The sequence below is a fragment of the Escherichia sp. GZ89 genome (assembly GCF_019366485.1).
Taxonomy (GTDB): domain Bacteria; phylum Pseudomonadota; class Gammaproteobacteria; order Enterobacterales; family Enterobacteriaceae; genus Escherichia; species Escherichia fergusonii.
This window is the reverse complement of the sequence record NZ_JAEOHX010000002.1, coordinates 1-24,694: the sequence shown is the minus strand read 5'-3', so window position 1 is coordinate 24,694 and position 24,694 is coordinate 1. Positions and strand designations below refer to the sequence as shown.

The 24,694-nt window shown below is 49.3% G+C and carries 22 protein-coding genes, 1 tRNA gene and 1 rRNA gene; 19 read left to right on the top strand and 5 right to left on the bottom strand.

Features of this window, described 5'->3' with window-relative positions:
* Positions 1-9: 9 nt before the first annotated feature.
* Positions 10-1,053, bottom strand: coding sequence for a rod shape-determining protein MreB (gene mreB / locus K0335_RS04490; RefSeq protein WP_000913396.1), 1,044 nt, complete (start codon positions 1,051-1,053; stop codon positions 10-12).
* A 306-nt stretch (positions 1,054-1,359) separates the two neighbouring features.
* Positions 1,360-3,300, bottom strand: coding sequence for an RNase E specificity factor CsrD (gene csrD, locus K0335_RS04485; RefSeq protein ID WP_001241390.1), 1,941 nt, complete (start codon positions 3,298-3,300; stop codon positions 1,360-1,362).
* A 151-nt stretch (positions 3,301-3,451) separates the two neighbouring features.
* Between csrD and K0335_RS04480 the strand changes: the two genes are divergently transcribed.
* The 12 genes from K0335_RS04480 to K0335_RS04425 all read left to right on the top strand — a co-directional run bounded on the left by K0335_RS04480 (position 3,452) and on the right by K0335_RS04425 (position 13,863).
* Positions 3,452-4,426 carry an oxidoreductase gene (locus K0335_RS04480; RefSeq protein WP_001148235.1) on the top strand — a complete coding sequence of 325 codons (975 nt, stop codon included), beginning with the start codon at positions 3,452-3,454 and terminating at the stop codon, positions 4,424-4,426.
* A 97-nt stretch (positions 4,427-4,523) separates the two neighbouring features.
* The gene (gene msrP, locus K0335_RS04475) at positions 4,524-5,528 is read left to right on the top strand and encodes a protein-methionine-sulfoxide reductase catalytic subunit MsrP (protein ID WP_104917414.1); all 1,005 of its coding nucleotides are present in this window, start codon (positions 4,524-4,526) and stop codon (positions 5,526-5,528) included.
* Positions 5,529-6,128: a protein-methionine-sulfoxide reductase heme-binding subunit MsrQ gene (gene msrQ / locus K0335_RS04470; RefSeq protein WP_104917413.1), complete on the top strand. Its 600-nt coding sequence runs from the start codon at positions 5,529-5,531 to the stop codon at positions 6,126-6,128.
* A 387-nt stretch (positions 6,129-6,515) separates the two neighbouring features.
* Positions 6,516-6,986: an acetyl-CoA carboxylase biotin carboxyl carrier protein gene (accB, locus tag K0335_RS04465; protein ID WP_000354622.1), complete on the top strand. Its 471-nt coding sequence runs from the start codon at positions 6,516-6,518 to the stop codon at positions 6,984-6,986.
* Positions 6,987-6,996: 10 nt separating this feature from the next.
* The gene (accC, locus tag K0335_RS04460; RefSeq protein ID WP_000884620.1) at positions 6,997-8,346 is read left to right on the top strand and encodes an acetyl-CoA carboxylase biotin carboxylase subunit; all 1,350 of its coding nucleotides are present in this window, start codon (positions 6,997-6,999) and stop codon (positions 8,344-8,346) included.
* Positions 8,347-8,454: 108 nt separating this feature from the next.
* Positions 8,455-8,697: a YhdT family protein gene (locus K0335_RS04455; RefSeq protein ID WP_000381170.1), complete on the top strand. Its 243-nt coding sequence runs from the start codon at positions 8,455-8,457 to the stop codon at positions 8,695-8,697.
* Positions 8,687-10,138, top strand: a complete 1,452-nt coding sequence (panF, locus tag K0335_RS04450) for a sodium/pantothenate symporter (RefSeq protein WP_104920055.1) — start codon at positions 8,687-8,689, stop codon at positions 10,136-10,138. Before K0335_RS04455 ends, panF begins: the two co-directional genes overlap by 11 nt.
* An 11-nt stretch (positions 10,139-10,149) precedes the next feature.
* Positions 10,150-11,031 carry a 50S ribosomal protein L11 methyltransferase gene (gene prmA, locus K0335_RS04445; RefSeq protein ID WP_001145812.1) on the top strand — a complete coding sequence of 294 codons (882 nt, stop codon included), beginning with the start codon at positions 10,150-10,152 and terminating at the stop codon, positions 11,029-11,031.
* Between the two features lie 328 nt (positions 11,032-11,359).
* On the top strand, positions 11,360-12,325 hold the full coding sequence (gene dusB, locus K0335_RS04440) for a tRNA dihydrouridine synthase DusB (protein ID WP_001219652.1): 966 nt from the start codon (positions 11,360-11,362) through the stop codon (positions 12,323-12,325).
* A 25-nt stretch (positions 12,326-12,350) separates the two neighbouring features.
* Positions 12,351-12,647, top strand: coding sequence for a DNA-binding transcriptional regulator Fis (fis, locus tag K0335_RS04435; RefSeq protein ID WP_000462905.1), 297 nt, complete (start codon positions 12,351-12,353; stop codon positions 12,645-12,647).
* Between the two features lie 85 nt (positions 12,648-12,732).
* Positions 12,733-13,611, top strand: coding sequence for an adenine-specific DNA-methyltransferase (gene yhdJ, locus K0335_RS04430; protein WP_104920054.1), 879 nt, complete (start codon positions 12,733-12,735; stop codon positions 13,609-13,611).
* Positions 13,612-13,698: 87 nt separating this feature from the next.
* Entirely contained in the window at positions 13,699-13,863 is a 165-nt protein-coding gene (locus tag K0335_RS04425) for a DUF2556 family protein (RefSeq protein ID WP_000620007.1), read from the top strand.
* A gap of 17 nt (positions 13,864-13,880) precedes the next feature.
* Here K0335_RS04425 and envR read toward each other — a convergent pair whose 3' ends face one another.
* Complete coding sequence (envR, locus tag K0335_RS04420) at positions 13,881-14,540, bottom strand: acrEF/envCD operon transcriptional regulator (protein WP_104920053.1); 660 nt, start codon at positions 14,538-14,540, stop codon at positions 13,881-13,883.
* A gap of 406 nt (positions 14,541-14,946) precedes the next feature.
* Between envR and K0335_RS04415 the strand changes: the two genes are divergently transcribed.
* The 7 genes from K0335_RS04415 (at position 14,947) to K0335_RS04385 (ending at position 24,177) form a co-directional block, all read left to right on the top strand.
* Positions 14,947-16,104 carry an efflux RND transporter periplasmic adaptor subunit gene (locus K0335_RS04415; protein ID WP_000160392.1) on the top strand — a complete coding sequence of 386 codons (1,158 nt, stop codon included), beginning with the start codon at positions 14,947-14,949 and terminating at the stop codon, positions 16,102-16,104.
* An 11-nt stretch (positions 16,105-16,115) separates the two neighbouring features.
* Positions 16,116-19,229, top strand: a complete 3,114-nt coding sequence (locus tag K0335_RS04410) for an efflux RND transporter permease subunit (protein WP_001273300.1) — start codon at positions 16,116-16,118, stop codon at positions 19,227-19,229.
* A gap of 230 nt (positions 19,230-19,459) precedes the next feature.
* On the top strand, positions 19,460-19,681 hold the full coding sequence (locus K0335_RS04405; protein ID WP_000825640.1) for a membrane protein: 222 nt from the start codon (positions 19,460-19,462) through the stop codon (positions 19,679-19,681).
* A gap of 342 nt (positions 19,682-20,023) precedes the next feature.
* A complete protein-coding gene (locus tag K0335_RS04400; protein WP_000738584.1) occupies positions 20,024-21,049 on the top strand; it encodes an amino acid ABC transporter substrate-binding protein in 1,026 nt (341 codons plus the stop codon).
* Positions 21,050-21,116: 67 nt separating this feature from the next.
* Positions 21,117-22,298 (top strand): amino acid ABC transporter permease, encoded by a 1,182-nt coding sequence (locus tag K0335_RS04395; protein ID WP_002432739.1) that lies wholly within the window; start codon positions 21,117-21,119, stop codon positions 22,296-22,298.
* Between the two features lie 9 nt (positions 22,299-22,307).
* Positions 22,308-23,411 carry an amino acid ABC transporter permease gene (locus tag K0335_RS04390; RefSeq protein WP_219393774.1) on the top strand — a complete coding sequence of 368 codons (1,104 nt, stop codon included), beginning with the start codon at positions 22,308-22,310 and terminating at the stop codon, positions 23,409-23,411.
* 7 nt (positions 23,412-23,418) lie between these two features.
* The gene (locus tag K0335_RS04385; RefSeq protein ID WP_000078345.1) at positions 23,419-24,177 is read left to right on the top strand and encodes an amino acid ABC transporter ATP-binding protein; all 759 of its coding nucleotides are present in this window, start codon (positions 23,419-23,421) and stop codon (positions 24,175-24,177) included.
* 63 nt (positions 24,178-24,240) lie between these two features.
* Here the strand turns inward: K0335_RS04385 and rrf are convergent.
* Together rrf and K0335_RS04375 are read right to left on the bottom strand one after the other, a co-directional pair.
* Positions 24,241-24,356, bottom strand: a 5S ribosomal RNA gene (gene rrf, locus K0335_RS04380).
* A gap of 39 nt (positions 24,357-24,395) precedes the next feature.
* A tRNA-Thr gene (locus K0335_RS04375) sits at positions 24,396-24,471 on the bottom strand.
* Between the last annotated feature and the right edge of the window lie 223 nt (positions 24,472-24,694).

Below are 24,694 nucleotides of genomic sequence, written 5' to 3'. Positions count from 1 at the left end.
AGCATCTGGCTACTCTTCGCTGAACAGGTCGCCGCCGTGCATGTCGATCATTTCCAGCGCCTTGCCGCCGCCGCGAGCCACACAGGTCAGCGGATCTTCAGCAACAACAACTGGAATACCGGTTTCTTCCATTAACAAACGGTCAAGGTTACGCAACAGTGCGCCACCGCCAGTGAGCACCATACCGCGCTCGGAGATATCTGACGCCAGTTCTGGCGGACACTGTTCGAGAGCAACCATCACCGCGCTTACGATACCGGTCAGCGGTTCCTGTAGTGCTTCGAGGATTTCATTGGAATTCAGAGTAAAGCCGCGTGGTACACCTTCTGCCAGGTTACGACCACGGACTTCGATTTCACGGACTTCATCGCCCGGATAAGCAGAACCGATTTCGTGTTTGATACGTTCTGCGGTAGCTTCACCGATCAGAGAACCGTAGTTACGACGAACATAATTGATGATGGCTTCGTCGAAGCGGTCGCCGCCGATGCGTACAGAAGAGGAGTAAACCACGCCGTTCAGGGAGATAACGGCAACTTCAGTGGTACCACCACCGATATCAACAACCATGGAACCGGTCGCTTCCGAAACCGGCAGGCCAGCACCAATTGCGGCAGCCATCGGTTCTTCAATCAGGAATACTTCACGGGCGCCAGCGCCCTGTGCGGATTCACGGATAGCACGACGCTCAACCTGAGTCGCACCCACCGGCACACACACCAGAACACGCGGGCTTGGACGCATAAAGCTGTTGCTGTGCACTTGCTTGATGAAGTGCTGGAGCATTTTTTCAGTCACGAAGAAGTCGGCGATTACGCCATCTTTCATTGGGCGAATAGCAGCAATATTGCCCGGCGTACGGCCCAGCATCTGCTTCGCATCATGACCTACTGCAGCCACGCTTTTTGGTGAACCGGCACGATCCTGACGAATGGCCACGACAGAAGGCTCATTCAATACGATGCCTTGTCCTTTTACATAAATGAGGGTATTCGCAGTACCCAGGTCAATGGACAAGTCATTGGAAAACATGCCACGAAATTTTTTTAACATACTAAGGGATAATCCTGAAAGCTGGGGCGGAAAAGAAAATCCGCTTACTTTACCAACCACACGCAGCAGCGACAAGGCGCAAAAATCATCTGCTACGGTGAAAATTAGTGCAGTTCGTTTCCTGTGTTACAAATCTCTGCCTGAGTCCCTGAGGGCTGAATACATCAGCAGCAATCCTGGCCCTCATTTGCAACCTGTTAAGGTCATTCACCTGCAAATGCGCTGTTACAATCTGGCGAGCAGACAAGCACACTCCCATGAGGCACAGCGCGCGTTATTCTACGTGAAAACAAATTAAACGGCAGGTTAAACCGAGTATCTTTGCGAATATTTTTTCACGTTAGTATCAAGTGGCTGAGAGGCCGCAAAAAATTCCCCTTGCCCACCAGCAACTCCACGTTCTGTCAGTGTCTGCCACTCACCACGTGAGCGTACTCCGGTGGCATAAACCTGAGTGTTTGTTCCGGTGCAAGCTTCAACCAAACTTTGCACCAACAGCTGATTCTCGGTGCGCTTCTCGATGTTTCTGACCAGACTTGGGTGAAGTTTCAGTAACTCAACATTCAACTCTTTGATCCAGGTGGTACTTACCAGTGTTAAACCGGCTTGTGTTACCGCCACCCGAACACCCAGCGCGTGTACCAACCGCAATACGGATTGCAAACGGCTGATGTGTTGACCTACATCCGCCTCTGCAAGTTCAATAATTATGCGTTTACGCTGCGATTTTTCGCATTGCATCAATGTATCGCGCAACCAACGCTGAAAACGGGGGCGAATCAATGACTCTACTGTCACTTCCAGAGCCAGCGTTTCTTCTGGCCAGTACCTGAGCAACGGGATCACACGGCTAATCTGCAAACGGTCATACTCTTCTGCCAGGCCAAACTGCTGGACCATAGGCATATATTCAGCGGAGCTGACTTCTTCGTTGCCGTCATATATACGACACATCAACTCACGATGATGGACATGACCTTCACGGGTTACCGCAGGTTTTTGATATATCCGTGGCCCACCACGGCTAAGCATTTGCTCAATAAGCGTACGCCAGCGAACATTTCCGCGTCCTTTTTCTGGCAACGAATCATCATAAACGGCCCAACCATTCCCGCCCTGCAACACGGCGTTGCGGGTTGCAGACTCCGCATGTTCCATCACTTGCTCAGTGCTCTGACCACCACGCCAGCCGCAAATACCAATGTGCATCATGTCATCACGATCAAGCATTTTATTGCTCGGCAACGTGTCAATTGCCTTCAATAATTGCCCGGCAATGCTTTCCGCTTCTTTCAGAGTGCGATGAGGCAGCAGAACCGTAAAATCACTGCGGTGATAACGCGCCAGCAACGCACCGGGATAGCGCATCATAAAGGTAGATAACAGATTGATCAGACTGAAAAGTTGCTCTTCGGTCTGGCTATGCCCCCAGGTTTCGCTCAGCAAAGTAAAGTCTGGCAGACGAATCATCATCACGATGCCATGCGTTCCCACCTTCTCTTGATCTTCCAGAAGCGTTGCCAGTTGATTATCGAAAAAGAAACGGTTGTTAAGACCTGTTTTAGTGTCATGTGCAGCATACGAGCGAATCAGTGTATCCAGTCGGCTATGCTGTTCACGGGCGTTCTGAATTTCTGATAACAGCATATCTAATGCGCTACTGGTTCTTTGTGGCCACTCGTAGATTGTCCCCCTCACGTTCGCCCCACGCTCACCGTTCAGAATACGAGTTGAACGGATCTCCAGTAGCTCCTGCCCGGAAAGTTGTCGTTGCAACCAGCGTACGGCCAGAAAAAGCATAATAATGATAAAGCCAATGGCAATGGTGAGTGGTGCCGTGGTCATCAGCGAATGGAAATAGTTACCCATCGGATCCTGATACACCAGGCGCAGGGACATGCCCGGATGTTTCACCAATGAAACAGTAATATCCCGAAATTGATTACTTGTACCAAGAGGGCGATAGCTACCACCACGTGTCTGGGAATAAACCAGCTTTTCCCCCTGGAGAAAATCGACACGAACGATATCAGTAGACACCATCAGTTCATTGATTTGCGGCTTAAGCGTTTTGAAGTCGTGGGTAACCAGATGGGTATCAATTGCCGTCGCCACCGCCTGAACCCGATGACTAAACTTAAACTGAATGGCGTTATAAAAGCTCAGCGTACAGCCGATCAGCGTAACAAATATCGTTAATCCGGTGAGCAGCGTGACAAAGGCCGAAAATTTCGTCGTTAATCTCATCCTTGTCTTAACTCCGATAGAGGGGAAGCGGGCATACTACCAAATAGGATTTTTCTCGCAATTTATTGCGCTTCGTCGGCATTGCGATTTAATTAGCGAGTATAGTCTTCAGAAATTATTTTCCAATCCATCATACACATGAGGACAGCGTATGCAGGCTTTGATCTTAGAACAGCAGGACGGCAAAACCATTGCTACCGTACAGAGCATTGAAGAGAGTCATCTGCCTGCGGGCGATGTGACTGTTGATGTTCACTGGTCGAGCCTGAATTATAAAGATGCTCTGGCAATTACCGGCAAAGGGAAAATAATCCGCAATTTTCCGATGATTCCTGGCATCGACTTCGCCGGAACTGTTCGTGCCAGTGAAGATCCGCGTTTTCATGCTGGTCAGGAAGTGTTACTGACTGGCTGGGGTGTTGGGGAAAATCATTGGGGTGGACTGGCAGAACAAGCGCGTGTGAAAGGCGACTGGCTGGTTGCTATGCCGCAAGGTCTGAATGCGCGTAAAGCGATGATTATCGGTACCGCCGGGTTTACCGCCATGCTGTGCGTGATGGCGCTGGAAGATGCAGGTATTCGTCCGCAGGATGGCGAGATTGTCGTGACGGGTGCCAGCGGTGGTGTTGGTAGTACTGCCGTGGCGCTGTTGCATAAGCTGGGGTATCAGGTCGTTGCTGTATCGGGTCGCGAAAGTACCCATGAGTATCTGAAAAGCTTAGGCGCCAGCCGTATTCTGCCGCGCGATGAGTTTGCCGAATCCCGTCCTCTGGAAAAACAAGTCTGGGCTGGGGCAATTGACACCGTCGGTGACAAAGTACTGGCAAAAGTGCTGGCGCAAATGAATTACGGCGGCTGCGTGGCGGCCTGTGGTCTGGCGGGCGGTTTTACTCTGCCTACAACGGTCATGCCATTTATTCTGCGTAATGTCCGTTTACAAGGGGTGGATTCGGTGATGACGCCACCAGCACGCCGTGCGCAAGCCTGGCAGCGTCTGGTCGCCGATCTACCAGAATCATTCTACTCACAGGCTGCAAAAGAGATTGCACTGGCTGATGCACCAAAATTTGCCGAGGCCATTATTAACAATCAGATCCAGGGCCGTACGCTGGTAAAAATTAACTAAGCGTTAGCATAAAATAATTTACATATCGTTAACGAATTTTAGCAGCACTTTGACATTCTCCCTGCCATAGTAATCATGAGCATACCGGGAGTCTGTTATGAAAAAAATTCGCAAACTTACAGAAGCCGATGTCACTGCAGAATCGGCTTTTTTTATGCAACGTCGACAAGTTCTGAAAGCATTAGGCATTAGCGCTGCCGCCCTCTCTTTACCAAATGCCGCACACGCCGATTTGCTTAGCTGGTTTAAAGGGAATGATCGTCCGCCCGCACCTGCCGGAAAACCGCTGGAGTTCAGCAAACCGACAGCCTGGCAAAATAATCTGCCATTGACACCGGAGGATAAAGTTTCCGGTTACAACAATTTCTATGAGTTTGGGCTGGATAAAGCCGATCCCGCAGCGAATGCTGGCAGCCTGAAAACTGATCCGTGGACGCTAAAAATCAGCGGCGAAGTCGCCAAACCGTTAACGCTTGACCATGACGCATTAACCCGCCGCTTCCCGCTGGAAGAGCGAATTTATCGTATGCGCTGCGTAGAAGCGTGGTCGATGGTGGTGCCATGGATTGGTTTTCCGCTAAATAAACTGCTGGCGTTGGCAGAGCCGACCAGCAACGCAAAGTACGTCGCTTTCGAAACGATTTATGCACCGAAACAGATGCCCGGTCAGCAGGACCGATTTATCGGCGGTGGTCTGAAATACCCTTATGTAGAAGGGTTACGTCTCGACGAAGCAATGCATCCGCTCACGCTGCTGACTGTTGGTGTCTACGGCAAGGCGTTGCCACCGCAAAATGGCGCGCCGGTACGCCTGATTGTGCCGTGGAAATATGGCTTCAAAGGTATCAAGTCTATCGTCAGCATCAAGCTAACGCGCGAACGTCCACCAACAACCTGGAATCTTGCGGCCCCAGACGAATATGGCTTTTACGCCAACGTTAATCCGCATGTTGATCATCCCCGCTGGTCACAGGCCACTGAACGATTTATCGGTGCAGGTGGTATTCTGGATGTACAACGTCAACCAACACTGCTGTTTAACGGATATGCCGATCAAGTGGCGTCCCTCTATCGTGGACTGGATTTACGGGAGAATTTCTAAGTGCGACTGACAGCAAAACAAGTGATATGGCTGAAAGTTTGCCTGCATCTTGCCGGGTTTTTGCCCTTTGTCTGGCTGGCCTGGGCAATCAATCATGGTGGATTAAGTGCCGATCCGGTGAAAGATATCCAACATTTTACCGGTCGGATTGCGCTGAAATTTTTGCTCGCAACATTATTAATCACGCCGCTGGCGCGCTACGCTAAACAGCCATTATTGATACGCACTCGCCGTCTGTTAGGTTTATGGTGTTTCGCCTGGGCTACGCTGCACTTAACCAGTTACGCCTTACTGGAGTTGGGCATGAATAACCTGGCGCTATTTGGTCAGGAATTAATCACTCGACCTTATTTAACGCTCGGCATTGTCAGTTGGCTGATATTGCTGGCATTAGCGTTTACCTCAACTCAGGCAATGCAGCGAAATTTAGGCAAACACTGGCAACAGTTGCACAACTTCGTCTATCTGGTCGCGATCCTGGCACCCATACATTATTTGTGGTCAGTGAAGATTATCTCGCCACAACCAATTCTGTATGCCGGACTTGCTTTGCTACTTTTAGCCTTGCGATACAAGAAGTTCCGTACATGGCTTAAGTAGTTTTCCGAATTGTGCAGTGAGTAGCAAAACGAAGACGCGTGGATGTTATTTTCCTGTTAGCTGTTGATTATCTTCCCTGATAAGACCAGTATTTAGCTGCCAATTGCTACGAAATCGTTATAATGTGCGACCTTGCTTATCTCCTGGCGGTTTTTTGCGCCGTACAGAGGGTGACATTCGCACAATAGAGGTATATTTTGTTTTTTGCCGGAGGATTGCAGAAGATCGCTGCAAAATATCCGACAAGTCTCGCAACTAGTCTGAGACCGAATATACCTGCGAACCGGCACGACTACGCTATGAATGCAGTTGTCGGAGCATACGCTTTACAGACGGCGGTGAAACGCCTGTCACAATCACACTAAACAAAGAGTACGGAACCCACTCATGGATATTCGTAAGATTAAAAAACTGATCGAGCTGGTTGAAGAATCAGGCATCTCCGAACTGGAAATTTCTGAAGGCGAAGAGTCAGTACGCATCAGCCGTGCAGCTCCTGCCGCAAGTTTCCCTGTGATGCAACAAGCTTACGCTGCACCAATGATGCAGCAGCCAGCTCAATCTAACGCAGCCGCTCCGGCGACCGTTCCTTCCATGGAAGCGCCAGCAGCAGCGGAAATCAGTGGTCACATCGTACGTTCCCCGATGGTTGGTACTTTCTACCGCACCCCAAGCCCGGACGCGAAAGCGTTCATCGAAGTGGGTCAGAAAGTCAACGTGGGCGATACCCTGTGCATCGTTGAAGCCATGAAAATGATGAACCAGATCGAAGCAGACAAATCCGGTACTGTGAAAGCAATTCTGGTCGAAAGTGGACAACCGGTAGAATTTGACGAGCCGCTGGTCGTCATCGAGTAACGAGGCGAACATGCTGGATAAAATTGTTATTGCCAACCGCGGCGAGATTGCATTGCGTATTCTTCGTGCCTGTAAAGAACTGGGCATCAAGACTGTCGCTGTGCACTCCAGTGCGGATCGCGATCTAAAACACGTATTACTGGCAGATGAAACGGTCTGTATCGGCCCTGCTCCGTCAGTAAAAAGTTATCTGAACATCCCGGCAATCATCAGCGCCGCTGAAATCACCGGCGCAGTAGCAATCCATCCGGGTTACGGCTTCCTCTCCGAGAACGCCAATTTTGCCGAGCAGGTTGAACGCTCCGGCTTTATCTTCATCGGCCCGAAAGCAGACACCATTCGCCTGATGGGTGATAAAGTATCCGCAATCGCCGCGATGAAAAAAGCGGGCGTTCCTTGCGTACCGGGTTCTGACGGCCCGCTGGGCGACGATATGGATAAAAACCGCGCCATTGCAAAACGCATTGGTTACCCGGTGATTATCAAAGCCTCCGGCGGCGGCGGCGGTCGTGGCATGCGTGTAGTACGCGGTGACGCTGAACTGGCACAATCCATCTCCATGACCCGTGCGGAAGCGAAAGCCGCTTTCAATAACGACATGGTTTACATGGAGAAATACCTGGAAAATCCTCGCCACGTCGAGATCCAGGTACTGGCGGACGGTCAGGGCAACGCTATCTATCTGGCGGAACGTGACTGCTCTATGCAGCGTCGTCACCAGAAAGTGGTCGAAGAAGCGCCAGCACCGGGCATTACCCCGGAACTGCGTCGCTACATCGGCGAACGTTGCGCTAAAGCGTGTGTTGATATCGGCTATCGCGGTGCAGGTACTTTCGAGTTCCTGTTCGAAAACGGCGAGTTCTATTTCATCGAAATGAACACCCGTATTCAGGTAGAACACCCGGTTACTGAAATGATCACCGGCGTTGACCTGATCAAAGAACAGCTGCGTATTGCTGCTGGTCAGCCGCTGTCGATCAAGCAAGAAGAAGTTCACGTTCGCGGCCATGCGGTGGAATGCCGTATTAACGCCGAAGATCCGAACACCTTCCTGCCAAGCCCGGGCAAAATCACCCGTTTCCACGCACCTGGCGGTTTTGGCGTGCGTTGGGAGTCTCATATCTACGCTGGCTACACCGTGCCGCCGTACTATGACTCAATGATCGGTAAGCTGATTTGCTACGGTGAAAACCGTGACGTGGCGATTGCCCGCATGAAGAATGCGCTTCAGGAGCTGATCATCGACGGTATCAAAACCAACGTTGATCTGCAGATCCGCATCATGAATGACGAGAACTTCCAGCATGGTGGCACTAACATCCACTATCTGGAGAAAAAACTCGGTCTTCAGGAAAAATAAGACTGCAAAAACGTCAAAAGGCCGGATTTTCCGGCCTTTTTTATTACTGGGGATCGACAACCCCCATAAGGTACAATCCCCGCTTTCTTCACCCATCAGGGACAAAAAATGGACACTCGTTTTGTTCAGGCCCATAAAGAGGCGCGCTGGGCGCTGGGGCTGACCCTTTTGTATCTGGCGGTATGGTTAGTAGCCGCTTACTTACCTGGCGTTGCCCCCGGTTTTACCGGCTTTCCGCGCTGGTTTGAGATGGCTTGCATCCTGACGCCGCTGCTGTTTATTGGACTGTGCTGGGCGATGGTGAAATTTATCTATCGCGATATCCCACTGGAGGATGACGATGCAGCTTGAAGTGATTCTACCGCTGGTCGCCTATCTGGTGGTGGTGTTCGGGATTTCAGTTTATGCGATGCGTAAACGGAGCACCGGCACCTTCCTTAATGAGTATTTCCTCGGCAGCCGTTCTATGGGCGGTATTGTGCTGGCGATGACGCTCACCGCGACCTATATCAGTGCCAGTTCGTTTATCGGCGGGCCAGGCGCTGCTTATAAATACGGCCTGGGTTGGGTATTGCTGGCGATGATTCAGCTTCCTGCGGTCTGGCTTTCGCTCGGTATTCTCGGCAAGAAGTTCGCGATTCTTGCGCGCCGCTACAATGCGGTGACGCTGAACGATATGCTGTTTGCCCGCTACCAGAGTCGTCTTCTGGTGTGGCTGGCGAGTTTGAGTTTGCTGGTTGCGTTCGTTGGTGCGATGACCGTGCAGTTTATCGGCGGTGCGCGCCTGCTGGAAACCGCAGCGGGTATTCCTTATGAAACCGGGCTGCTGATTTTCGGTATCAGCATTGCGTTGTATACCGCCTTTGGCGGCTTTCGCGCCAGCGTGCTGAACGACACCATGCAAGGGCTGGTGATGCTGATTGGCACCATTGTGCTACTTATTGGCGTGGTACATGCCGCAGGCGGCTTAAGCAACGCAGTAGAGACGCTGCAAACCATCGATCCGCAACTGGTTACGCCACAAGGCGCTGACGATATTCTGTCGCCTGCGTTTATGACGTCGTTCTGGGTGCTGGTGTGCTTTGGCGTTATTGGCCTGCCACATACTGCGGTGCGCTGTATCTCTTATAAAGACAGCAAAGCAGTACATAGGGGGATCATCATCGGTACGATTGTAGTCGCAATCCTGATGTTCGGTATGCACCTGGCCGGAGCATTAGGTCGTGCAGTGATCCCCGATCTCACCGTACCGGACCTGGTGATCCCGACGTTGATGGTAAAAGTATTGCCACCGTTTGCTGCCGGGATCTTCCTTGCAGCTCCTATGGCTGCGATCATGTCGACGATCAACGCCCAATTGCTGCAAAGTTCCGCTACGATCATTAAAGATCTCTATCTGAATATCCGTCCGGATCAAATGCAAAACGAGACGCGCCTGAAGCGGATGTCGGCGGTGAGCACGTTGATTCTCGGCGCGTTGCTGCTGCTTGCTGCATGGAAGCCGCCTGAAATGATCATCTGGCTGAATTTGCTGGCCTTCGGCGGGCTGGAAGCTGTCTTCCTGTGGCCGCTGGTACTGGGTCTTTACTGGGAACGCGCTAACGCCAAAGGCGCGCTAAGTGCGATGATCGTTGGCGGCGTGCTGTATGCCGTACTTGCGACACTGAATATTCAGTACCTGGGCTTCCACCCTATCGTGCCCTCGTTGCTGCTAAGTTTGCTGGCTTTCCTGGTCGGAAACCGTTTCGGTACGTCCGTCCCGCAAGCTACCGTTTTGACTACTGATAAATAAAGAGTTTTGCCATGCCTTGGATCCAACTGAAACTGAACACCACCGGCGCGAACGCCGAAGATCTTAGCGATGCGCTGATGGAAGCGGGTGCCGTTTCTATCACTTTTCAGGATACCCACGATACGCCTGTATTTGAGCCGCTTCCGGGCGAAACGCGTCTGTGGGGCGACACCGATGTGATTGGTCTGTTCGATGCTGAAACCGACATGAAAGAAGTCGTGGCGATTCTGGAGAATCATCCGCTGCTCGGCGCAGGCTTCGCGCACAAAATCGAACAACTGGAAGATAAAGACTGGGAGCGCGAATGGATGGATAATTTCCACCCAATGCGCTTTGGCGAACGTCTGTGGATCTGCCCAAGCTGGCGTGATGTGCCGGACGAAAATGCCGTCAACGTAATGTTAGACCCAGGGCTGGCGTTTGGTACAGGGACTCATCCAACCACCTCTCTGTGCCTGCAATGGCTCGACAGCCTCGATTTAACCGGTAAAACGGTCATCGACTTTGGCTGTGGTTCCGGCATTCTGGCTATCGCGGCGCTGAAGCTGGGTGCAGCAAAAGCCATTGGTATTGATATCGACCCGCAGGCGATTCAGGCCAGCCGCGATAACGCCGAACGTAATGGCGTTTCTGACCGTCTGGAACTCTACTTACCGAAAGATCAGCCAGAAGAAATGAAAGCCGACGTGGTGGTCGCGAACATCCTCGCAGGCCCGTTACGTGAACTGGCACCATTAATCAGCGTCCTGCCAGTTTCAGGCGGTTTGCTGGGCCTTTCCGGTATTCTGGCAAGCCAGGCGGAGAGCGTTTGCGAAGCTTATGCCGACAGCTTCGCTCTGGACCCGGTCGTGGAAAAAGAAGAGTGGTGTCGCATTACCGGTCGTAAGAATTAACTTTCGCATCACCGTATAGTGATGCAGAGCGAAGTGCGAGCAATATCACAAAAGGCACGTTAATTTGCCGATTATTTACGCAGATTTGCGTGCCAAAATTTTCATTCATAAAGAAAAATTGAGAACTTACTCAAATTTCTTGGAGTGTGAATTTTAGTCACTATTTTCTAATATGATGATTTTTATGAGTAATTATCGCGCTACGCTCATTTTAAATGCAATTCTTTGATCCATCTCAGAGGATTGGTCAAAGTTTGGCCTTTCATCTCGTGCAAAAAATGCGTAATATACGCCGCCTTGCAGTCACAGTATGGTCATTTCTTAACACATGCGCATCGGACAATATCAGCTCAGAAATCGCCTGATCGCAGCGCCCATGGCTGGCATTACAGACAGACCTTTTCGGACGTTGTGCTACGAGATGGGAGCCGGATTGACAGTATCCGAGATGATGTCTTCTAACCCACAGGTTTGGGAAAGCGACAAATCTCGTTTACGGATGGTGCACATTGATGAACCCGGTATTCGCACCGTGCAAATTGCCGGTAGCGATCCTAAAGAAATGGCAGATGCAGCACGTATTAACGTGGAAAGCGGTGCCCAGATTATTGATATCAATATGGGTTGCCCGGCTAAAAAAGTGAATCGCAAGCTCGCAGGTTCAGCCCTCTTGCAGTACCCGGATGTCGTTAAATCGATTCTTACCGAGGTCGTCAATGCAGTGGACGTTCCTGTTACCCTGAAGATTCGCACCGGCTGGGCGCCGGAACACCGTAACTGCGAAGAGATTGCCCAACTGGCTGAAGACTGTGGCATTCAGGCTCTGACCATTCATGGCCGTACACGCGCCTGTTTGTTCAATGGAGAAGCTGAATACGACAGTATTCGGGCAGTTAAGCAGAAAGTTTCCATTCCGGTTATCGCGAATGGCGACATTACTGACCCGCTTAAAGCCAGAGCTGTGCTCGACTATACAGGGGCGGATGCCCTGATGATAGGCCGCGCGGCTCAGGGAAGACCCTGGATCTTTCGGGAAATCCAGCATTATCTGGACACTGGGGAGTTGCTGCCCCCGCTGCCTTTGGCAGAGGTTAAGCGCTTGCTTTGCGCGCACGTTCGGGAACTGCATGACTTTTATGGTCCGGCAAAAGGGTACCGAATTGCACGTAAACACGTTTCCTGGTATCTCCAGGAACACGCTCCAAATGACCAGTTTCGGCGCACATTCAACGCCATTGAGGATGCCAGCGAACAGCTGGAGGCGTTGGAGGCATACTTCGAAAATTTTGCGTAAACAGAAATAAAGAGCTGACAGAACTATGTTCGAACAACGCGTAAATTCTGACGTACTGACCGTTTCTACCGTTAACTCTCAGGATCAGGTAACCCAAAAACCCCTGCGTGACTCGGTTAAACAGGCACTGAAGAACTATTTTGCTCAACTGAATGGTCAGGATGTGAATGACCTCTATGAGCTGGTACTGGCTGAAGTAGAACAGCCCCTGTTGGACATGGTGATGCAATACACCCGTGGTAACCAGACCCGTGCTGCGCTGATGATGGGCATCAACCGTGGTACGCTGCGTAAAAAATTGAAAAAGTACGGCATGAACTAATTCAGGTTAGCTAAATGCTTGATTAAAAGGCGCTACTCGGCATGGGGAAGCGCCTTTTTTATACGTGTCACACTGGGGAGTGACCATGAGATCAAAATGTGAACCAACCTGGTTTGGTGATGAGTCCAGGCGCATTATCCACGGTGACGCGCTTTCTGAATTAAAAAAACTTCCTTCTGAAAGTGTAGATTTAATTTTTGCTGACCCGCCCTATAACATCGGCAAAAATTTTGATGGACTGGTTGAGTCCTGGGATGACGCCGTTTTTCTCTCCTGGCTGTTTGAAATCATTGCTGAATGCCACCGCGTTCTGAAGAAACAAGGCAGCATGTACATCATGAACAGCACGGAAAATATGCCCTGGATCGATCTTGAATGTCGTAAACTCTTCACCATTAAAAGCCGCATTATCTGGGCTTATGACAGCTCTGGAGTGCAGGCGAAAAAATACTTCGGCTCAATGTATGAACCCATCCTGATGATGGTCAAGGATGCCAAAAACTATACCTTTAACAGTGATGCGATCCTGGTAGAAGCCAAAACCGGGGCGAAGCGTGCATTGATTGACTACCGTAAAAATCCACCACAACCATATAACTCGCAAAAAGTTCCAGGGAATGTTTGGGAATTCTCTCGTGTGCGTTATTTGATGGATGAGTATGAAAACCATCCCACGCAAAAGCCTGTTGCCCTTCTTAAGCGGATTATTCTGGCGTCTTCCTGCCCTGGCGATATTGTTCTGGACCCGTTCGCGGGTAGCTTCACCACCGGCGAAGTTGCGGTAGAAACAGGGCGTAGATTCATCGGTATTGAAGTTAACTGCGAGTATGTGAAGATGGGGCTTAGAAGATTGAATGTTGACTCCCATTTTTCTGCCGAAGAGCTGGCGAAAGTGAAAAAACGCAAAACGCGGAATCAGTCGAAAAAAAGTCAAAACTCACGTGTTTCCCTTTTACCCCGGTAACGTAAAAGCATTGTAAGCTCACTTTTCAACTCATAATTTTCGTGTATATTTCCAGCTCGTCTGGAGATGAATACGCAGGGTTGAGCAATGATTCGTAAATATTGGTGGCTGATTGTGTTTGCGATTTCGGTTTTTGTTTTTGATGCTTTAATCATTCAATTGATTGAGTTAATGACGAATGAAGCCGATAAATGCCGCAATATGAACTCTGTGAATCCACTTAAGCTAGTGAATTGTTCTGAACTTGACTAATAAATATGATTAATAAATCATGCGAGTGATATATTCACATCATGGATGTATGAAGTTTTATTAGGATCTGGCATAAGCATCCGTAACACGTTATCAACTAATACGGGAGCCTGCTGATACAGGTTATATCCCGTTGGATTTATCAACCAGTTTTTAACAATGCCGCTAAACGCCCCATAAATCACAATAACCATTACGTCTAAATCAAGTTGATTTGCGATCTCTCCCTTCGCCATACTTTTTTGTAACGTTTGCCGCAGAGTGTGAAGGTTAAACCCCATTTTCTCCCTTATTTCCTGTTCTGATATCATCTCTTCATTAAATTCACATTTATGAAACAGAATTTGTAATAACGCCTGCTGTCTTGGTATTTCAGCAATATACTGCAGACCAACGATGAGCTGCTCCCGAAGTTGTTCCAGGGGGCTTTCTGCATCGTGAACCAGGAGCTTGTCTTGAATCAACTCACGTAACGCTGGTTGCTGCGCCCACACCTCATTGAACAACTGCGTTTTGTTCTCAAAATGCCAATAGATAGCTCCCCGCGTAACCCTTGCGGCATCGGCGATGTCATTCAGCGTTGTGTTGCTTACTCCACGCAGAGCAAACTGCACAATTGCCGTTTCAATCAAATGTTGTCTGGTTTTAAGGGCATCAGCCTTCGTTTTCTTCGCCATAATTTTATTTGCAGAGTTATCACAGGAGACAGTATTCCGTTGTTAGCGGAAAGAATAATGGGCAAATTTATCATTTACCGTAGAATTAAACGAGCCTCTCCCTTTTAATTTCCTGACCCTCACCAAATCATTATTCCCATGAATCAATAAAGGCAATTTATTCATGGAGAAAATATATTTCCGGCTGTATTTAAAGATCGTAAAAAGTTACACTTCTGCGAATTGATAAACATCAGAATATTAATCTATTTTTGTTTTTATGTGCCGTATTTCGCGCACATAAATAAGTATTACTTACATCCACCAATGTTAATTTGTAGGATAGCGGATTGCTATTTTCCATCTTGTGCCTTTGCGCTTTACCGTTCTCCGGTAAATAACGTGCTTCTGTTTTTAAGGATTAGTAATGACGAAACATGCCAGGTATTCACTCCTGCCTTCATTCATCATCATCTCTGCCGTGTTACTTGCCGGATGTAAAGAAAAGGAAGAAACACCAGCGGTACATGCTGAACCACACGTCACAGTACACGTGGTCAAATCAGCACCGCTGGCAGTTACCACCGAATTACCAGGCCGGACTTCAGCCTTCCGTATTGCAGAAGTTCGTCCGCAAGTGAGCGGCATCATTCTGCAGCGCAATTTTAAAGAAGGCAGTGATGTTCAGGCAGGTGATTCGCTTTATCAAATTGATCCCGCCACATATCAGGCCAATTTCGATAGCGCTAAAGGCGAACTGGCGAAAAGCGAAGCTGCAGCTGCTATCGCACACTTAACAGTGAAACGCTATAACCCACTGGTGGGCACCAAATACATCAGCCAACAGGAATACGATCAGGCTATTGCCGACGCCCGTCAGGCTGACGCAGCGGTGATCGCCGCAAAAGCTGCGGTTGAAAGTGCACGCATTAACCTGGCTTACACCAAAGTGACTTCGCCTATTAGTGGACGTATTGGCAAGTCCAGCGTCACCGAAGGTGCACTGGTGACCAATGGTCAGGCATCACAACTGGCTACAGTGCAGCAGCTCGATCCAATTTATGTTGATGTTACTCAGTCCAGCAATGACTTTATGCGACTGAAACAGTCAGTTGAGTTGGGTAATTTGCATAAAGACAGTGCCAGCAGCAGTGTCGAACTGGTAATGGAAAATGGCCAGGTTTATCCACTGAAAGGCACGTTGCAATTCTCAGATGTCACCGTTGATGAAAGCACCGGCTCCATCACTTTAAGAGCTGTGTTTCCGAATCCACAGCACACCCTCTTGCCTGGTATGTTTGTCCGCGCACGCATTGACGAAGGCGTACAGCCTGACGCCATTCTTATCCCTCAACAGGGTGTTTCCCGGACACCACGAGGCGATGCTACGGTCATGATTGTGAATGACAAAAATCAGGTTGAGGCACGCTCTGTCGAGGCATCTCAAGCCATCGGTGATCAATGGTTGATCAGCAAAGGATTAAAACAGGGTGAGCAAGTTATCGTTAGCGGCTTACAAAAAGCACGTCCTGGAGCACAGGTTAAAGCCACTGTGGATACACCCGCTGCCGATGCGTCTAAATAAGGTAACCTGATATGGCAAACTTTTTTATTCGACGCCCAATTTTTGCCTGGGTGCTGGCCATCATTTTAATGATGGCTGGTGTGCTGGCTATTTTACAGTTGCCGGTTGCGCAGTACCCAACCATTGCGCCACCAGCAGTTTCAATCTCAGCTAACTATCCGGGAGCTGATGCACAAACGGTGCAGGATACAGTTACTCAGGTTATCGAACAGAATATGAACGGTATCGATAATCTGATGTATATGTCCTCCACCAGCGACTCAGCCGGGAGCGTGACCATTACCCTGACCTTCGAATCTGGCACAGATCCCGATATCGCCCAGGTACAGGTACAGAACAAACTTCAGCTTGCTACGCCGCTTTTACCACAAGAAGTCCAGCAACAGGGGATTAGCGTTGAAAAATCAAGCAGTAGCTACCTGATGGTTGCAGGGTTTGTTTCTGATAATCCAGATACAACCCAGGATGATATTTCTGATTATGTTGCGTCAAATATCAAAGATTCGATCAGTCGTCTGAATGGTGTTGGTGACGTACAACTGTTCGGCGCCCAGTATGCTATGCGCATCTGGCTTGATGCGGATTTGCTGAATAAGTACAAACTGACTCCCGTTGATGTCATTAATCAACTGAAAGTACAAAATGACCAGATTGCTGCCGGACAGCTCGGCGGAACACCTGCATTGCCAGGGCAACAGCTGAATGCCTCGATCATTGCGCAAACCAGGCTGAAAGATCCGCGGCAGTTCGGTAATGTTACGTTACGGGTAAACACTGATGGCTCAGTGGTGCATCTGAAAGATGTAGCCAGAATCGAGCTTGGTGGTGAAAACTACAACGTCATCGCCAGAATCAATGGAAAACCCGCTGCGGGTCTGGGTATCAAACTGGCTACTGGTGCCAATGCTCTGGACGCCGCGACGGCAATCAAAGCAAAACTGGCAGAACTCCAACCCTTCTTCCCGCAAGGGATGAAAGTCGTTTACCCCTATGACACAACGCCATTCGTTAAGCTCTCCATCCATGAAGTGGTAAAAACGCTGTTTGAGGCGATTTTACTGGTTTTCCTGGTGATGTATTTGTTCTTGCAGAACATCCGCGCAACGCTGATCCCAACTATCGCAGTACCCGTCGTTCTGTTGGGTACGTTCGCCGTTCTTGCTGCTTTTGGTTATTCCATCAACACGCTAACAATGTTTGGCATGGTGCTCGCCATCGGTCTACTCGTCGATGACGCCATCGTGGTTGTTGAAAACGTCGAACGCGTCATGATTGAAGATAACTTGCCACCAAGGGAAGCAACGGAAAAATCGATGTCGCAGATTCAGGGCGCCCTGGTCGGTATTGCGATGGTGCTCTCGGCAGTATTTATTCCAATGGCCTTTTTTGGTGGTTCAACCGGAGCGATTTATCGCCAGTTCTCTATCACCATCGTTTCGGCAATGGCGCTTTCAGTATTAGTAGCGTTAATTCTGACACCCGCTCTGTGCGCAACTTTACTTAAACCCGTTACCGCTGAGCATCACGAAAACAAGAGCGGATTTTTTGCCTGGTTTAACAGAACGTTTGACCACAGCGTTAATCACTATACCAATAGCGTTAGCCGGATCATCGGCGTAACAGGTCGTTATCTGCTGATTTATGTACTGATTGTTGCAGGAATGGTGGTGTTGTTCTTACGTCTGCCGTCTTCGTTTTTACCAGAAGAGGATCAGGGGGTATTTCTGACCATGATTCAGTTGCCAGCAGGTGCAACTCAGGAACGCACCCAAAAAGTGCTGGATCAGGTCACTGACTACTATCTGAAAGAAGAAAAAGCGAATGTCGAAAGCGTCTTTACCGTGAACGGCTTTAGCTTCAGTGGACAAGGACAGAACGCTGGCATGGCCTTTGTGAGTCTTAAGCCATGGGAAGAACGTAGCGGTAAAGAAAACAGTGCAGAAGCTGTAATCAGTCGAGCAAAACAAGCGTTAGGGCAGATTCGTGATGGCTTTGTCATCCCTTTTAACATGCCAGCTATTGTCGAACTGGGTACTGCCTCTGGCTTTGACTTTGAGTTAATCGACCAGGGCGATCTCGGTCATGATGCCCTTACCCAGGCGCGCAATCAATTGCTGGGAATGGCTGCACAACACCCGGATAAATTAGTCAGTGTGCGTCCAAATGGACTGGAAGATACCGCACAGTTCAAACTTGAGGTTGATCAGGAGAAAGCGCAGGCATTAGGTGTTTCTCTCTCCGATATAAACCAGACGATTTCTGCTGCACTGGGCGGCTCCTATGTTAACGACTTCATTGACCGTGGGCGCGTGAAGAAAGTTTATGTTCAGGCTGATGCCAAATTCCGTATGCTGCCAGAAGATGTCAACAAACTCTTTGTCCGTAGCGCGAACGGTGAAATGGTGCCTTTCTCAACATTCAGTTCCGCGCATTGGGTATACGGTTCTCCTCGACTGGAACGCTATAACGGCTTGCCTTCTATGGAGATTCAGGGGGAAGCGGGTCCGGGTACCAGTTCCGGTGATGCGATGGCTTTAATGGAAAGCTTTGCTACCAAATTACCAACAGGTATTGGCTACGACTGGACAGGAATGTCGTACCAGGAACGGTTATCAGGAAACCAGGCGCCTGCCTTGATTGCAGTCTCCTTCGTCGTGGTCTTTCTTTGTCTCGCTGCGCTCTATGAAAGTTGGTCAATACCCTTCTCGGTAATGTTAGTTGTACCGTTAGGAATTGTTGGCGTTCTGTTGGCAGCTACGCTCTTTAACCAGCAAAACGATGTTTACTTCATGGTGGGCTTGTTGACCACTATCGGCTTGTCGGCCAAAAACGCCATTTTGATTGTCGAGTTCGCCAAAGATCTGATGGATAAAGAAGGTAAAGGGGTTATCGAAGCAACATTGTCTTCGGTACGTATGCGCTTACGACCTATCCTGATGACTTCGCTCGCTTTTATACTCGGTGTACTGCCACTGGCGATAAGTAGTGGCGCGGGAAGTGGTGCGCAGAATGCGGTCGGGATTGGTGTTATGGGAGGCATGATCTCCGCAACACTGCTGGCAGTGTTCTTTGTACCAGTTTTCTTTGTGGTGGTAAAACGTCGATTTAGCCGTCACAGTAGTTAACATTTTTTATAAAGGCGCTTAATGCGCCTTTATTTCTTTATTTATGAATATGATATTTATTTCTCTGTTGCCTTCATTACCGTCCCCTCCATTATTTTTACAATTCACATGAATTGAGATTATTTATCATAATTGACCTTATTATCGCAGTGGTAATATACGATTGAATTCGTATTCGATCCGTCACTTATTTACTGACTGCTCGAAATGTTAATATTTGAGGTAACATCATGAAAAGATTAATTCCTGTAGCATTGCTTACCGCTCTGCTTGCGGGTTGTGCGCATGATTCACCCTGCGTTCCGGTTTATGATGATCAGGGGCGCCTGGTTCACACTAATACCTGTATGAAAGGTACAACTCAGGATAACTGGGAAACTGCCGGGGCAATTGCTGGTGGGGCTGCAGCAGTCGCAGGTTTGACAATGGGTATTATCGCGTTATCCAGGTAGCGTTGATCTTTTCTCATAAATTCAGGTGATTGAAAAACACTGGAATACCTGAAGCAATAAATTTATTAACTTTTCTTCTCTACAAAAATACTAACACGCGAAATTGTTATTTCGCGCGTCATCCTCCCTGAACTTTTTTGCGCCAAAATGTGGCTTAGGTTGCAATTTTGCACCATTCTGGCGCGTTCTCTTTTTTATTTCCTGTCTACACTCAGCATATTGCGACAAATATATAGTCGCAAAAGCTGGCACTACTTTTGCTTATAAAAGGATGGCCACAGACAGGTAAAAGACGTTTCCCAAACGTCCTATAACGATAATTTTCGCCTCACAGGAAGCATTATGAAAAAGATGATGATAGCCACACTGGCTGCCGCCAGCGTGCTGCTTGCCGTTGCAAATCAGGCGCATGCTGGCGCGACGCTTGATGCCGTACAGAAAAAAGGGTTTGTGCAATGCGGGATCAGTGATGGATTACCTGGGTTCTCTTATGCCGATGCTGACGGTAAGTTTTCTGGTATTGATGTTGATGTTTGTCGTGGTGTTGCAGCTGCTGTATTCGGTGACGATACGAAAGTGAAATATACCCCGCTCACTGCAAAAGAACGCTTCACCGCTTTACAGTCAGGGGAGGTGGATTTGCTCTCCCGTAATACGACCTGGACTTCCTCTCGCGATGCCGGTATGGGAATGGCATTTACTGGCGTCACTTATTATGACGGCATTGGTTTCCTGACGCACGATAAAGCGGGATTAAAAAGCGCGAAAGAACTGGATGGCGCAACAGTCTGTATTCAGGCGGGTACTGATACCGAACTCAACGTCGCCGATTACTTCAAGGCAAACAATATGAAGTACACACCAGTGACTTTCGATCGCTCTGACGAATCCGCGAAGGCACTGGAATCTGGTCGCTGCGATACGCTGGCCTCGGATCAATCACAACTGTATGCCCTGCGCATCAAATTAAGCAACCCAGCTGAATGGATTGTTTTACCGGAAGTTATCTCTAAAGAACCGCTTGGGCCGGTAGTTCGTCGTGGCGATGATGAATGGTTCTCTATAGTGCGCTGGACGCTTTTCGCCATGCTGAATGCTGAAGAGATGGGCGTTAATTCGCAAAACGTTGATGAAAAAGCGGCTAATCCTGCAACGCCTGATATGGCGCATCTGCTGGGTAAAGAGGGCGATTACGGTAAAGATCTGAAGCTGGATAATAAATGGGCTTACAACATCATCAAACAGGTGGGTAATTACTCGGAAATTTTTGAGCGTAACGTAGGTTCAGAAAGCCCCCTGAAGATTAAACGTGGGCAAAATAATCTCTGGAATAACGGCGGTATTCAGTACGCGCCGCCCGTGCGTTAAGTCGGTGTGAGGTAATGAGCGTCGCTACGGCGGCGCTCTCTTCAGCGTTATGGTTTCCGAGGTTTCTATGTCTCATCGCCGCCCGTCCGTTAAAGGCTCACTCTCCTTTGCCAACCCTACGGTTCGCGTCTGGTTATTCCAGATCCTTGCCGTTGTTGCTGTTGTCGGCATTATTGGTTGGTTATTTCACAACACCGTAACGAATCTCAGTAATCGCGGCATTACTTCAGGTTTTGCCTTCCTGGACCGCGGCGCTGGCTTCGGTATTATCCAGCATTTGATCGATTACCAGCAGGGTGATACCTACGGACGCGTTTTCATTGTTGGCTTACTCAATACGCTACTGGTTTCGGCATTGTGTATTGTGTTCGCTTCTGTTCTGGGCTTTTTTATCGGTCTGGCGAGACTTTCGGATAACTGGCTTCTACGAAAGCTTTCCACAATTTATATTGAGATCTTCCGTAATATTCCGCCCCTGCTGCAAATCTTCTTCTGGTACTTTGCCGTATTGCGCAATTTGCCCGGACCACGCCAGGCAGTGAGTGCATTTGATCTGGCCTTTTTAAGCAATCGTGGGCTTTATATTCCGTCGCCGCAGCTGGGAGACGGGTTCCTTGCGTTTATCCTGGCTGTTGTTATGGCTATAGCCCTTTCTGTTGGGCTATATCGCTTTAATAAAAAACACCAGATAAAGACCGGACAACTGCGCCGAACCTGGCCGTTCGCCGTTGGGTTAATCATTGGCTTGCCTTTACTGGCGCAATGGCTTTTTGGCGCAGCACTGCACTGGGATGTTCCAGCCCTACAAGGTTTTAATTTCCGCGGCGGAATGGTTTTAATTCCTGAACTGGCAGCCTTAACGATGGCGCTTTCGGTTTATACCTCTGCATTTATCGCCGAGATTATCCGCGCCGGGATTCAGGCAGTGCCTTATGGTCAACATGAAGCTGCCAGGTCACTGGGATTGCCCAACCCGGTTACGCTACGCCAGGTCATTATTCCCCAGGCACTGCGAGTGATTATTCCGCCATTAACCAGCCAGTATCTCAACATCGTCAAAAACTCCTCTCTTGCCGCCGCTATTGGCTATCCGGATATGGTTTCGCTGTTTGCTGGCACCGTACTAAACCAGACGGGGCAAGCCATCGAGACGATAGCCATGACCATGTCGGTCTATCTGATTATCAGTCTGACTATCTCGCTGCTGATGAATATTTATAACCGCCGCATCGCGATCGTTGAACGCTAAGGAGTCATGATGACAAAAGTATTGCTGTCTCATCCCCCGCGCCCGACGAGCCATAACTCAAGTCGCGCTATGGTGTGGGTGCGAAAAAATCTGTTCTCCAGCTGGAGCAATAGCCTGCTGACTATTGGCTGTCTGTGGCTGATGTGGGAACTGATCCCACCATTGCTGAACTGGGCATTTTTGCAGGCTAACTGGGTTGGCTCAACGCGTGCCGACTGCACAAAAGCAGGTGCCTGTTGGGTCTTCATCCACGAACGATTTGGTCAGTTTATGTATGGGCTTTACCCACACGACCAACGCTGGCGAATTAACCTGGCATTACTGATTGGCCTTGTTTCGATCGCACCAATGTTCTGGAAAATACTCCCGCATCGCGGTCGCTATATTGCGGTCTGGGCGGTGATTAACCCACTGATTGTCTGGTGGCTGATGTATGGCGGGTTTCTTGGTCTTGAACGGGTTGAAACCAGGCAATGGGGCGGGCTGACGCTAACTTTAATTATTGCATCAGTTGGGATTGCGGGGGCGCTACCGTGGGGGATCTTACTGGCGTTAGGTCGCCGCTCCCATATGCCGATTGTGCGTATCTTATCGGTCATTTTTATCGAATTCTGGCGCGGCGTGCCGCTGATTACCGTTCTGTTTATGTCTTCGGTCATGCTGCCGTTGTTTATGGCAGAAGGCACCAGTATCGACAAATTGATCCGCGCGCTGGTTGGCGTGATCCTGTTTCAGTCAGCATATGTTGCGGAAGTCGTGCGAGGCGGATTACAGGCGCTGCCTAAAGGGCAATATGAAGCGGCAGAGTCGCTGGCGTTGGGTTACTGGAAAACTCAGGGGCTGGTTATTCTGCCACAGGCGTTGAAGCTGGTAATTCCTGGGCTGGTAAATACCATCATCGCACTCTTCAAAGATACCAGCCTGGTGATCATTATCGGGTTGTTCGATCTTTTCAGTAGCGTTCAGCAGGCAACCGTTGATCCCGCCTGGTTGGGTATGTCGACGGAAGGGTATGTTTTCGCTGCGCTGATCTACTGGATCTTCTGTTTCAGCATGTCACGTTATAGCCAACATCTGGAAAAACGTTTTAACACCGGGCGTACACCGCATTGAGGACACTATGAGCCAAATTTTACTGCAACCTGCTAACGCGATGATTACGCTGGAAAACGTCAATAAATGGTATGGGCAATTCCATGTTTTGAAAAATATAAATTTAACCGTGCAACCGGGAGAACGGATCGTTCTGTGTGGCCCTTCTGGTTCCGGTAAATCGACAACCATTCGTTGTATTAATCATCTGGAAGAACATCAACAGGGACGAATCGTGGTAGATGGCATCGAACTTAATGAAGATATCCGCAATATTGAGCGTGTCAGGCAGGAAGTGGGAATGGTCTTTCAGCATTTCAATCTCTTCCCTCATCTGACCGTTCTACAGAACTGTACCCTGGCACCGATTTGGGTACGCAAGATGCCTAAGAAAGAGGCTGAAGCTCTGGCGATGCATTACCTTGAGCGGGTGAGAATTGCCGAACATGCCCAGAAGTTTCCGGGACAGATTTCTGGTGGTCAGCAGCAACGTGTTGCCATTGCGCGCTCGCTGTGTATGAAGCCGAAAATTATGTTGTTTGATGAGCCCACATCGGCGCTCGATCCGGAGATGGTAAAAGAAGTGCTGGATACGATGATTGGGCTGGCGCAGTCGGGTATGACAATGTTGTGCGTAACGCACGAGATGGGGTTTGCGCGAACCGTCGCTGACCGGGTGATTTTTATGGATCGTGGGGAAATAGTGGAACAAGCTGCACCGGATGAGTTTTTTGCGCATCCTAAATCAGAGCGTACGAGGACATTTTTATCGCAGGTAATCCATTAAGTTTTACATGGATTCTAAACGCAAAAAGGCCATCCTTTCAGATGGCCTTTCGCTTGATTTGATGTCTGGCAGTTCCCTACTCTCGCATGGGGAGCCCCCACACTACCATCGGCGCTACGGCGTTTCACTTCTGAGTTCGGCATGGGGTCAGGTGGGACCACCGCGCTACTGCCGCCAGACAAATTCTTTTCTAATCTGCCGAACTTTAACCTAAAAAGTGGTGCTGATACCCAGAGTCGAACTGGGGACCTCACCCTTACCAAGGGTGCGCTCTACCAACTGAGCCATATCAGCACGCTTAATTTGATGCCTGGCAGTTTATGAATCACTTCGCGATTCACCCTTCGGGCCGTTGCTTCGCAACGTTCAAAAGCTTTCGCTTTTGTCCTACTCTCTTATCGAGTAGTGAACTGCCTCAAAGGTCAGTGCCATTCTTCTTAATTTGATGCCTGGCAGTTCCCTACTCTCGCATGGGGAGACCCCACACTACCATCGGCGCTACGGCGTTTCACTTCTG